Raw genomic sequence first — 11,491 nt, 5'->3', positions numbered from 1 at the left:
TCGGCAGCACGACTTGTTTTCACTGCGGCGAATTGAGCAACACCCAGAGCCGTGCGATTTTTCCACCTTCGACTTCGGCCACGTCGGCTCCGGTCACTGCAATAGGGCCTTGCTCGGGTCCGGCATGCCAGGCCAGACGCGCCAAGCCATGATGCCCGACCGCAACGCCATCGGGTACGAAGCTGAATGTCGGTCCGAACTGCTTCAGAAGCTCTCCGGCGACCCGCGATATCTCCAGGCGTCCCCGAACGATGTTCGTCGGCTCGTACATGACGGGCTCTTCAACGAACAACTCGGCAATGGCGGCCCGCCGCTTGTCCTCGTCCCGCTCGTTGAACACGCGCTCCAAATTGGCCCGTAGAAGTAGGTCGAAATCGATATCATTGGTGGTCATCTCGCAGCCTTTCTCATCTTGTTGGAGAACATCCTCGAAGCCATCAACCGAACTTGACCAGGTTCAGCGCCGGAAGCGGACCGCCCGGAAACTGGGTCAGCCTGGCTCCGACCGCGAGCGAACCGAGATCGATGCCAAAGAATCCGAGCCGGTCGATCAGCGCGCCGACACTTGCCTTCGCATCAGCGTCGTCGCCCGAGTAGAACAGCACGCGCTTGCCGCCCTCGCTCGCCGGGTCTGTTGCGAGGAGCTGCGCCAAGAGATGATTGAACGCCTTCACCACCCGCGCACCTTGCACCAGATCGGCGAAGACTTCGGACGAGGCGCGACCACCGAGCTCCGCCGGCTTGAACAGCGGCGCCTCGATCGGATTGTTGGCGTCAACGACGATGCGCCCGCCGAACGGCGGCAGGCCGGCAAGCGCATCAGGCAGCTTCGACCAGTTGACCGCGACGAAGACGATATCCTTGGCCGCAGCTTCCTCGCGGGTGCCGGCGATCACGAGCGGACCGATCTCGGCCACGGTCGTCCTAAGACTGTCCGGGCCGCGGCTGTTGGACAGGGTCGCGGCGATGCCATTGCGCGCCAGTGTCTGGGCGATTGCGCGGCCAATATTGCCTGCGCCGATGATGCCGATGGTGGACATGGAATGCTCCGAGCTGTTTGGGATCAGGCGAGCTGATCGGTGGCCTACAGATGGCCCAAACATTGCCCTTTGATTAGGAGGATATTGCTCGTAAGATTTTCAACGATCACTTGCAAATGAGCCCATGGAAACACTGGCCAACCTGGAATCATTCATTCGCAGCGCTGAGTGCGGCAGCTTCTCGGAGGCTGGCCGGCGCCTTTTGCTGACTCCGGCAGCCGTCAGCCGCAACGTCGCCATACTGGAGCGCAATCTCGGCGTCCGACTATTTCATCGTTCGACACGGAAGCTGACGCTCACCGAGGCCGGCGAGACGTTTCGCACAGCCATCGCCGGCCATCTTGAGGGACTGCAGGCCGCGATCGCCGGAGCATCGACCGGACGCGAGGAGCCGGCGGGCGTTCTCAAGATAAGCCTGCCGCCGACATTCGGCACAGCCCATATCCTGCCACTGCTTCCCGGCTTCCTGGCCCGTTACCCGCAGGTCCGGCCTGAGTGGCACTTCGAGAACCGTCAGGTCGATCTGGTCGGCGAAGGCTATGACGCCGCGATCGGAGGTGGATTCGAATTGTTGCCCGGTCTTGTCGGTCGCACCCTCGCGCCAGCACACATCATCGCCGTGGCGTCTCCAGCCTACATGTCCGGGCGAACATCACCGACCAGGCCGGACGAACTGGCCGCACTGGATGGCATCGTCATGCGCTCGCTGCAGACGGGACGCGTCCGGCACTGGTCGATGCGCGATGTTTCGGGGCGGGAAGTTCAAGCCCCACTATCTGAGTCGATCGTGGTCAACGATCCCGCTGCGATGCGCGAGGCGGCACTGTTGGGGCTGGGCGTTGCCATGCTTGCCACCGCCGACATTCTTCCCGCGCTCGAAAACGGGTCGCTGCTCCGCCTGGTGCCACGTTGGTACTGTGACGCAGGCGCAATCTCGATTTACCACGCATCGCGCAAGCTTGTGCCCACGAAGACGAGAGTCTTCGTGGACTGGGTTGCCGACGCATTCAAGAAAAACAGGCTCGCCGAACGCTTCGCCGGAAGCCTGAGCTAACGGGACCGGCAAAGTATTCTACTCCGCGGCCCCCGCTCGCCGCCCCGGCGCCGGTCCCACATACCTTGCCCGCGGCCTGATCAGCTTGCCGAACTGCAATTGCTCGCTGGCATGGGCGATCCAGCCGACGCTGCGGGCCATCGCGAACAGCGCGAGCTCGCTGCCGGCGGGCAGGCGCAATGCGTGCACCAGCACGGCGAGCGCGTAGTCGATATTGACGAACTCACCGGTGGCTTCCGCGATCCGCTCCGGCACTTCCTTGGTGAATTTGCGCGGTGCGCCGGCGCGCGACAGCGCATTCAGCAGCGATTGCGCACGGGGATCGCCGCGCTTGTAGACGCCGTGTCCGAAGCCGGCAAAGCGCTCGCCGAGCGCGACGCGCTCGCGCACAACAGGCGCGACATCGCGGTCGACCAGCGTCCTGACGAGCTGCGAGGCCAGGACGCCGGCGCCGCCATGCTTCGGCCCCTTCAACGCGGCGAGGCCGGCGATGACGGCGTCATAAAGGTTGAGGCCGGTGGAAGCGGCGCAGCGCGCGGTGAAGGTCGAGGCGTTCAGCTCGTGATCGGCGAGCAGCACCAGCGCGCGGCGGATCAGATCGGGCGCGTGCTTGTTGTCCGCCGCCCAGGCGCGCGCGACCTGCTGATGCAGCGGCTCGGCCGAGGGTTCCGCATTGAGCATGGTCGCAACCAGCAGGCGGACGATCCGCGCGCCGACCATGGCGCGGCCATCGGGCGCCCGGGTGAAGGCACGGGGATCGGCGCTGGCCGCCAGCGCCAGCACGGCGATGGCGCGGTCGATCGGCGCCGCCCGGCGCGCGGCCGCCGCGATCGTGCGCATCTCCTCGGACATCTCGGGCTGATTATCCGGATCGAACGGATCGACGTCGGCGACATCCCACAGCAGCGTCGCCGTGTGCTCCAGCGTGTCGTTCTCTGAAAGATCGACGCAATTGACGCCGCGGTAGATCGCGCCCTCCTCGGTGATGGTCGAGATCTCCGTGTCCATCACCGGCAGGTCGGCATCGAAGCTGCGCAGGCCGCGCGGCTCGGGCGACGGCACGCGACGCTCCTTCAGGGCACGGACATCCTCGGCGCGATAACGATTCTTGCGCGAATCCGGCGTCGGCTCGGAGCGGATCAGGCCGCGGCTGACATAGGCGTAGAGGGTGGCCGGGGAGATCGCGAGCTCGGCGGCGGCTTCCCGGGCGGAGAGGTACAGCCCATCGGAATTTTTCATATTGATTTATGTAATCAAGATTGATCAACGTGTCGAGAGGCCTGACCTTATCCTCCGTGAACAGGAGATTTGGGCCATGAACATCCACCTCACCAAAAGCCAGATCGGGCTGGACGGCGTTCCCGCGGCCGAGACCGTGCTGAGCCATGTCGATGGCGAGCGCGGCGAGCTCATCATTGCCGGGGAGCATGTTGGACGGCTCGCCGCTATCTTGAGCTTCGAGGGCGTCACCGCCCGGCTCTGGAACGGCGCCAGCAAGACCACCCTTACTGAGGCCAATGTGCGGGCGAGCTTGGGTGCAGCGCGCGAGCGCGCCTTCGCGCGGCTGCCGGACCTGCTGCCTGCGACGCGCGGCATGGGCATCATCGACGGGTTCCGTGCGGCCGTCGCCGGGCTTCGCGCCGAGCCCGGGCTGGAGCACGAGGCGACGATCGTCGGCGCATTTCCGGTGATCGCGGGCGCGCTGGTGCGGCGTGCCAAGGGGCTCGAGCCGGTCGCGCCCGATCCCAACGTGAGCCATGCCGCCGACACGCTGCGGATGCTGCACGGGCGTTCGCCTGCTTCGCGCGAGGTCACGGCATTGGACGCCTATCTCGTCACCGCCAGCGACCACGGCATGAACGCCTCGACCTTCACCGCGCGCGTTGTGGCCTCCACGCAGGCCGATCTGTTTGCCGCCGTCACCGCCGGCTATTGCGCGCTGACCGGTCCGCTGCATGGCGGCGCGCCGGAGCCGGTGCTGGAAATGCTGGACGCGATCGGCTCGCGCGAGCGCATCCAGCCCTGGGTGGATGCGGCGCTGGCCCGCGGCGAGCGGATGATGGGTTTTGGCCACCGCGTCTATCGCGTGCGCGATCCGCGCGCCGACGTGCTCAAGACCGCGGTCGAGGCACTGGCGTCCAATGGCACCGATTTGCCGTTTGCCGGCGAGGTCGAGGCCTATATCCGCAGCGCCCTGCGCAAGAAGAATCCGGACCGGCCGCTGGAGACGAACGTCGAATTCTTCACCGCGATCCTGCTCGATGCGCTGACGATCCCGCGGCAGGCGTTCACGCCGATCTTCGCGGTCGCGCGCAGCGCAGGCTGGACTGCACACGCGCGCGAGCAGCAGCGCACCGGGCGGTTGATCCGGCCGAGCTCGTCCTATGTCGGGGCGATGCCGGAAGGGTGAGGTAGCGCGGATCTCTCCGCGAGTCCGGGAATCGTAGGGTGGGCAGAGGCGCAATTGCGCCGTGCCCACCATCTCTCTCGATCGCAAAAATCGCGTGGGCACGCTTCCGCCGTCGCTCTTCGAGCTATGGCGGACAAGTCGCTTTGCCCACCCTACGACACTGTCGTCGCCACGAAAGCCGGGACAACACCGGAGAATGCCGCGGCCCTTACGCCTCGCGCACCACCGTCTTCAGATAATTATACGCCTTGATGATCTCGATCAGGCGATCTTCGGTGGAGCGGTCGCCGCCATTGGCGTCGGGGTGGTGCTGCTTCACCAGCGCCTTGTACTTGGTCTTGACGTCGGCGAGCGTCGCGCTGGGGCCGAGGCCCATGACCTGGAGCGCCTTGCGCTCGGCGTTCATCACCTTGCGCGTCTCGGCCTTGGGCTCCGCTTCGGGGCCCTTGCGCCAGCTGGCGCGGCCGTTGATCTCGGAGAACATGCTGAAAGGATCGGCCGCCATGTCGATCTCTTCCGCGCCCTTCTTGCCGCCATTGGCGCCCATCTTCCAGGTCGGGCGGTGACCGGTCAGCGCATCCTTCTGGTAGCGCGCAACGGCTTCGGCATTCATGCCGGAGAAGAAATTGTAGTTCTGGTTGTACTCGCGCACGTGGTCGAGACAGAAGTGCCAATACTCGCGCTGGTTCTCACGGCCCTTGGGCGCGCGGTGCGAGCCCTTGTTGGCGCAGCCCGCCCACTCGCAATTGACCGCGGTGTCGCGCGGCTTCACTTCCGGCTGCTTGCCCCGCGGCTTCACGCGGATGGAGTCGAAGAACTTTGATGAATCGATCGGCATGGCTGACTTTGACTACGCAATGCAAAAACCTTCAAGTCTTGACATTGCATTTCGCTGAGCACCCGGTCGCGACGAGCCTGGACGTCCGGGTATTGACGGGGTGCGACCGCGCACCTTAATGGCACACATGGCTATGAAAGACACTATCAGCAACAAGTTGCAGGAAGCTTTCACGCCCGAAAGCCTGCAAGTCGTCGACGAGTCACATTTGCATGAGGGCCACGCCGGCCATCGGGCGGGCGGCGAGACGCACTTCCGTGTGTATATCGTGTCTGCCGCCTTCAAAGGGAAGAGCCGGGTCGACCGTCATCGCATGATAAATTCGGCGCTCGCCGCGGAACTTGCCGGCAGCGTGCACGCGCTCGCGATCAATGCGCAGGCGCCGGGGGAAGGTTAGAACGACGTCCCGGCCCGTCTCGGCTTGGCCTCCTCCAGCTCGGCCTCGCGCGGCACCGGTGAAATACGGAGCGCGGTGATGCGGTTGCGCTCGCGGCGGAGCACGCGGAAGCGGAAGCCGTGGAAGGTGAAGCTCTGGCCGCGGTCGGGGATCGAGCGCGCCTCGTGAATGACCAGGCCGGCGACCGTGGTTGCCTCTTCATCGGGCAGATGCCAGTCCATGGCGCGGTTGAGGTCGCGGATCGGCACCGAGCCGTCGACGACAACGGAGCCGTCGGGCTGGCGGCGCACGCCGGCCACCACCACGTCATGCTCGTCGGAGATATCGCCGACGATCTCCTCCAGAATGTCTTCCAGCGTCACCAGGCCTTCAACCTCGCCATACTCGTCGACGACGAGCGCGAAATGGGTCTTGCGACGGCGGAACGCCTTGAGCTGCTGGGATATCGGCCGCATCTCCGGCACGAACCAGGGCGGCAGCATGATGGTGGAGACGTCGATGCGCGAGGTCTCGCCCTCCGACGCGCGGATGGCCCGCAACAGATCCTTGGCGTGCAGAATGCCGATGATGTTCTCCGACTTGTCGCGCCACAGCGGGATGCGGGTGTATTCGGTGGCCAGCACCTCCCGCACCAGCTCCTCCGGCGGCAGGTCGGCATTGATCATCACCATGGCGGTGCGGTGAACCATGACGTCGGACACCGTCAGCTCGCCGAGGCGGAAGACGTTGTGAATGTACTCGGCCTCGCCGCTCTCGATCTTGCCGTGCACGGCGGATTCCTCGACCAGGCCCTCGATCTCGGAATCGGTCAGGATCTCGTGCTGCGAAAACTCCTGGACCCCGATCAGGCGCAGGATCGCACTCGAGGCCGTGTTGAGGCACCAGCTCAGCGGATAGAACACCAGATAGGAGACATGAAGCGGGTACGCGATCCACTGCGACACCGGCATCGGCTCCCTGATCGCAAGCGTCTTCGGCACCTGCTCGCCGATGATGATGTGCAGCGACGAGAAGACCAGGAAGCCCGCTACGAACGAGGTGAAGTGCAGCGTGGCCTCCGACAATCCGAGCGGGCTGAGAACAGGGCTCAGCAGCGCCGACACGGTCGGCTCACCGATCCAGCCGAGACCGAGGGAAGCCATGGTGATGCCGAGCTGGCAGCAGGCGAGATAGGATTCGATATTCCCCATCATGGTCTGCAGCAGGCGAGCGCCGAAGCGGTTCTGCTCGACCATGGCCTTGACGCGGAAGCCGCGGCTCTTCACGAGCGCAAATTCCGCCGCCACGTAGAACGCGTTGGCAGCGAGCAGGAGGGCCGCAAGCAGAAGATTGATCGAGATCGAACTCATGTTTGCCTCGCGACCGCCCCGGCATTCCCCGCCGTTTCGCGGGCGGCCGATCTGAACGGTCCCGCCATCACTGCGCGAGCTTCTCTTTCAGGAAGTCGCGCACCGGCGCCGGCTCGACATCCTTCGCGATCACCGCGCGGCCCACCGCCTCCAGCAGGATGAAGGTGAGCTTGCCGCGCTTGACCTTCTTGTCCTGCGCCATCAGGGCCATCAGCGCGTCGGCGTCGGCAAGCCCTTCCTGCGCAAAGCCCGCGATGTCCTGCAGGCGCGTCGGCAGGCCGGCCTCGATGAGGTGACGCTCGACACGTGCGGCATCGGCCGCGCCGATCATGCCGAGCTTCGCGGAGAACTGCGCCGCCAGCGTCATGCCGATGGCGACGCCCTCGCCGTGGAACAGCCGGTCCGAGAATCCGGTCGCCGCCTCCAGCGCATGGCCGAAGGTGTGACCGAGGTTGAGCAGCGCGCGTTCGCCGGTTTCACGCTCGTCGCGCGAGACGATTGCGGCCTTGGCGCGGCAGGAGGTCGCGATCGCATGCTCGCGGGCCGAGCCGCCCTTGACGATGTCGGCATGGTTCTTCTCCAGCCAGGAGAAGAAGGCTTCGTCGCCCAGCACGCCGTATTTGGCGACCTCGGCATAGCCGGCCCGGAACTGACGCGGCGACAGCGTGTCGAGCACGGCGGTGTCGGCGATGACGAGCACCGGCTGGTGGAAGGCCCCGAGCAAGTTCTTGCCCTGCGGCGAATTGATGCCGGTCTTGCCGCCGACGGACGAGTCGACCTGAGCGAGAAGCGAGGTCGGCACCTGCACGAAATCGACGCCGCGGCGCAGGATCGCCGCGGCAAAGCCGGCGAGATCACCGACCACGCCGCCGCCGAGCGCGATGACGAGATCGTTGCGCTCGATTTTTGCGGCGATCAGGGCCTCGCTGACCTTTTCGAGGCCGGCATAGGTTTTCGAGATCTCGCCTTCCTCGACCACGATGCGCGAGGTCGGAATGCCGGCGGCGGCGAGCGAGGCTTCGGTCGGCTCGAGCCAGTGTTTTGCGACGGTGCGATCGGTCACGATGGCCGTGCGCACGCCGGGACGCAGAGCGGCGATGCGCTCGCCGAGCGAGGCCAGCACGCCGCGGCCGATGACGATGTCATAAGCGCGATTCTCCAGCGCGACGCCGACGTTGACAGGATCGGAATGCAACGGCACCGTCATCTTAACGCACTCGCGACGTCTTGAGGTGGTGGGGCGGACTGCTCGCCGCAGAGATGAGCACGCAGCGTCTCGATGCACTCCTCGACGATTTTGTCGTGGGGCACGTCGCGCGAGGCGATGGTGAGGTCGGCTTTGCCATAGACCGGCTCGCGCTCGGTGAGCAGGCGCGTCACCGTCCCTTCCGGATCGGCAGTCTGGAGCAGCGGACGGTCGGCACGGCGGCGGACGCGGCGCATGATGACGTCGTGGTCCGCCCTGAGCCAGATCGAGACCGCCTTGGCGGCGATGCGGGACCGCGTCTCCTCGCGCATATAGGCGCCGCCGCCGGTTGCCAGCACCACGGGTCCGTCGTCGAGCAGCCGCGCGATCACCCGTGTCTCGCCCTCGCGGAAATGCGCTTCGCCGTAACGCTCGAAGATTTCTGGTATGGTCATGCCGGCCGCCGCCTCGATCTCGGTGTCGGCGTCGACGAAGGGCAGCTTGAGTCGGGCCGCGAGGCGCCGGCCGATGGTGGACTTGCCCACCCCCATCATGCCGACGAGCACGATCGAGCGCGCCCCGAGCGCCGACAGGATGTCGGCCTCGGGCGATGCTGGAAGCGGCAACGCGGCGTCGGACATTGTCTCGCTCGACTGGATCTCGCTCAAACTGCCGCCAGATGCGGCACGCTTTGGCCACCTATACGACCCCATGGGGGCCCTCGCCAGAGGACTCTTGCCACGAAACGGCGAACATGTTGGATGATTTCATTGGTTAATTTGGCTGCCGAGCCCCTACCCGAGACTCCCGAACGATGCCGAGCCTGTTCCGCTTCCTGACGGTCGTTGCTGTGATCGCCGGCATCGTCTATGGCGTGGTCTTCGCGCTGGCGAACTTCGTCAATCCGAAGCCGCGGGAAATGACGGTGACGATCCCGCCGGACAAATTTCTCAAGAAATAGGAGCTAGCCTCCAGGGCATGCGCAACCCGCCCTCAGACGCCAAGCTCATCGGCCTGTTCCTCGACATGCTCGCAGCGGAACAGGGCGCCGGCCCCAACACGCTCGACGCCTACCGCCGCGACCTCACCGACTTCTCCGAATTTCTGGGCCGGGTCGGCCATACATTCTTCGATGCTCAGACCCAGACGCTGCGCGACTATCTCGCCGACCTCGACACCCGCGGTTTCAAGTCCACCAGCGTCGCCCGCCGGCTGTCCGCGATGCGGCACCTCTATCGTTTCCTGCTGAACGAGCGCATCCGCACCGACGATCCCGCCGCGATCCTGTCAGGTCCGAAGCGCGGCCGCGGCCTGCCCAAAGTGCTGTCGATCGCCGACGTCGACCGCATGCTCCGCCGCGCCAAGGAATTGAGCGAGGCGGAAGATGTCTCGCCCTCCAGGCGGCTGCGGGCGCTGCGGCTCTACTGCCTGCTCGAGGTACTCTACGCCACGGGCCTGCGCGTCTCCGAGCTGGTGGCACTGCCGCGCTCGGCGGCCAAGCGCGACGCCCGCATGATCGTGGTGCGCGGCAAGGGCAACAAGGAACGACTGGTGCCGCTCAACGACGCCTCGCGGCAGGCGATGGCGGATTATCTCGCCGCGACGGAAGCGGCAAAGGCCGACAAGAAGAACAGCGTGGCAGCCTCGAAATGGCTGTTCCCCTCGTTCGGCGAGAGCGGACATCTGACGCGCCAGCATTTTGCCCGCGACTTGAAGGAGCTTGCGGTCGCCTCCGGTCTGCAGGCCCGGCTGGTCTCCCCGCACGTGCTGCGCCACGCCTTTGCCAGCCATTTGCTGCACAACGGCGCGGACCTGCGCATCGTGCAGACCCTGCTCGGCCACACCGACATCTCGACGACCCAGATCTATACCCATGTGGTCGAGGAGCGGCTGAAGAGCCTGGTGCGCGACCTGCACCCGCTGGCGGAGAAGTAGGTTCGGGAGGTGCGCTCCCTCTCCCGCTTGCGGGAGAGGGTTGGGGAGAGGGTGTCTCCACGAAGGGACACTCCCCAAGAGGAGATAGCCCTCACCCGCGCCTTCGGCGCGACCTCTCCAGCAAGCGGGAGAGGTAAACGAACCGCCTTGACTTCGGCCAGATCTCCGCGGAAAGAGCCGGGGCCTCGACTGATTTGGCCGACCGCCACGAGCACACAAGCCAACTCCTTGAAGACGCTACACTTCTTTCCGCAGCTCCAACTCGCTTCGCTTCTCGAGCCCCGTCCCCTTATATTGAGTTGATGCAAGACCAGATGCGCAGCTACCTCGACTTCGAAAAGCCCGTCGCCGAGCTCGACTCCAAGGTCGACGAATTGCGCGCGCTTGCCGCCACCGGCACCGACATCAGCGACGAGGTCGGACGGATCGAGGACAAGGCGGCGCAGGCGCTGGCCGACCTCTATGCGAACCTGACGCCGTGGCAGAAGACGCTTGTCGCGCGGCATCCGCAGCGGCCGCATTTCAACGACTTCATCAAGGGCCTGATCACCGAGTTCACCCCGCTCGCCGGCGACCGCAAGTTCGGCGAGGACGAGGCGCTGGTCGCCGGCTTCGGCCGCTTCCGCGGCGAGCCGATCTGCGTGATGGGCCAGGAAAAGGGCGATTCCACCGACAGCCGGATCCGGCACAATTTCGGCATGGCGCGGCCGGAAGGCTATCGCAAATGCGTGCGGCTGATGGAGATGGCCGAGCGCTTCGGCCTGCCGGTGCTGTCGCTCGCCGATTCCGCCGGGGCCTATCCCGGCATCGGTGCCGAGGAGCGCGGACAAGCCGAGGCGATCGCGCGCTCGACCGATGCGTGCCTTGCCCTGACCGTGCCGAATGTCGCGATCATCACCGGCGAGGGCATGTCGGGCGGCGCCATCGCCATCACCACCGCCAACAAGGTCTTGATGCTGGAGCACGCGATCTACAGCGTGATCTCGCCGGAGGCGGCGTCCTCCATTCTCTGGCGCGACGGCACCAAGGCGCAGGAAGCCGCCAACAACATGAAGATCACCGCCCAGGACATGCTCCGCTTCGGGGTGATCGACGCCATCCTGAAGGAGCCGGTCGGCGGCGCCCACCGCGACCCCGCCGCCATGATCGCCACCACCGGGGAAGCCATCGCCAAGGCCTTCGATGAGCTCCGGAACTTTGATGGGGATGCCATCCGCAAGCAGCGGCGGCAGAAATTCCTCGATATCGGCCGCAAACTGGGCTGATTCGCCTCGATTCCGGT

13 protein-coding genes are annotated in these 11,491 nt (G+C 65.6%); 6 read left to right on the top strand and 7 right to left on the bottom strand.

Annotated features, from left to right (window positions below):
- Window positions 1-19 precede the first annotated feature (19 nt).
- Complete coding sequence (locus tag XI05_RS00990) at window positions 20-394, bottom strand: nuclear transport factor 2 family protein (RefSeq protein WP_271498027.1); 375 nt, start codon at window positions 392-394, stop codon at window positions 20-22.
- A 43-nt stretch (window positions 395-437) separates the two neighbouring features.
- Window positions 438-1,040 carry an NADPH-dependent F420 reductase gene (locus XI05_RS00985; RefSeq protein ID WP_271498024.1) on the bottom strand — a complete coding sequence of 201 codons (603 nt, stop codon included), beginning with the start codon at window positions 1,038-1,040 and terminating at the stop codon, window positions 438-440.
- Window positions 1,041-1,164: 124 nt separating this feature from the next.
- On the opposite strand from XI05_RS00985, the gene XI05_RS00980 reads away from it, so the two are divergent.
- Window positions 1,165-2,094, top strand: a complete 930-nt coding sequence (locus XI05_RS00980; protein ID WP_271498021.1) for a LysR family transcriptional regulator — start codon at window positions 1,165-1,167, stop codon at window positions 2,092-2,094.
- An 18-nt stretch (window positions 2,095-2,112) separates the two neighbouring features.
- Here the strand turns inward: XI05_RS00980 and XI05_RS00975 are convergent, their stop codons facing one another.
- On the bottom strand, window positions 2,113-3,333 hold the full coding sequence (locus XI05_RS00975) for a citrate synthase family protein (RefSeq protein WP_271498018.1): 1,221 nt from the start codon (window positions 3,331-3,333) through the stop codon (window positions 2,113-2,115).
- Between the two features lie 76 nt (window positions 3,334-3,409).
- Between XI05_RS00975 and XI05_RS00970 the strand changes: the two genes are divergently transcribed.
- On the top strand, window positions 3,410-4,504 hold the full coding sequence (locus XI05_RS00970) for a citrate synthase/methylcitrate synthase (RefSeq protein WP_271498015.1): 1,095 nt from the start codon (window positions 3,410-3,412) through the stop codon (window positions 4,502-4,504).
- A gap of 208 nt (window positions 4,505-4,712) precedes the next feature.
- Here the strand turns inward: XI05_RS00970 and XI05_RS00965 are convergent, their stop codons facing one another.
- Window positions 4,713-5,342: a J domain-containing protein gene (locus XI05_RS00965; RefSeq protein ID WP_036014711.1), complete on the bottom strand. Its 630-nt coding sequence runs from the start codon at window positions 5,340-5,342 to the stop codon at window positions 4,713-4,715.
- Window positions 5,343-5,460: 118 nt separating this feature from the next.
- Between XI05_RS00965 and XI05_RS00960 the strand changes: the two genes are divergently transcribed.
- Complete coding sequence (locus XI05_RS00960) at window positions 5,461-5,739, top strand: BolA family protein (RefSeq protein ID WP_193760624.1); 279 nt, start codon at window positions 5,461-5,463, stop codon at window positions 5,737-5,739.
- On the opposite strand, the gene XI05_RS00955 is transcribed toward XI05_RS00960, so the two are convergent.
- From XI05_RS00955 to XI05_RS00945, 3 genes are all read right to left on the bottom strand, one after another.
- Window positions 5,736-7,088, bottom strand: a complete 1,353-nt coding sequence (locus XI05_RS00955) for a hemolysin family protein (RefSeq protein WP_271498013.1) — start codon at window positions 7,086-7,088, stop codon at window positions 5,736-5,738. The two genes, XI05_RS00960 and XI05_RS00955, sit on opposite strands and share 4 nt — an antisense overlap.
- Window positions 7,089-7,155: 67 nt before the next feature.
- Entirely contained in the window at window positions 7,156-8,295 is a 1,140-nt protein-coding gene (aroB, locus tag XI05_RS00950) for a 3-dehydroquinate synthase (RefSeq protein WP_271498011.1), read from the bottom strand.
- On the bottom strand, window positions 8,292-8,915 hold the full coding sequence (locus XI05_RS00945; protein ID WP_172786751.1) for a shikimate kinase: 624 nt from the start codon (window positions 8,913-8,915) through the stop codon (window positions 8,292-8,294). The genes aroB and XI05_RS00945 overlap by 4 nt, the downstream gene beginning before the upstream one ends.
- A 173-nt stretch (window positions 8,916-9,088) precedes the next feature.
- Between XI05_RS00945 and XI05_RS00940 the strand changes: the two genes are divergently transcribed.
- From XI05_RS00940 to XI05_RS00930, 3 genes are all read left to right on the top strand, one after another.
- Complete coding sequence (locus tag XI05_RS00940; protein WP_035669499.1) at window positions 9,089-9,235, top strand: hypothetical protein; 147 nt, start codon at window positions 9,089-9,091, stop codon at window positions 9,233-9,235.
- 17 nt (window positions 9,236-9,252) lie between these two features.
- Window positions 9,253-10,209 carry a site-specific tyrosine recombinase XerD gene (gene xerD / locus XI05_RS00935; protein WP_271498009.1) on the top strand — a complete coding sequence of 319 codons (957 nt, stop codon included), beginning with the start codon at window positions 9,253-9,255 and terminating at the stop codon, window positions 10,207-10,209.
- 302 nt (window positions 10,210-10,511) lie between these two features.
- The gene (locus tag XI05_RS00930) at window positions 10,512-11,474 is read left to right on the top strand and encodes an acetyl-CoA carboxylase carboxyltransferase subunit alpha (RefSeq protein ID WP_271498006.1); all 963 of its coding nucleotides are present in this window, start codon (window positions 10,512-10,514) and stop codon (window positions 11,472-11,474) included.
- Window positions 11,475-11,491: the final 17 nt, after the last annotated feature.

It is taken from the genome of Bradyrhizobium sp. CCBAU 11357 (assembly GCF_028128865.1).
GTDB lineage: Bacteria > Pseudomonadota > Alphaproteobacteria > Rhizobiales > Xanthobacteraceae > Bradyrhizobium.
This window is presented reverse-complemented; position numbering and strand designations above follow the sequence as displayed.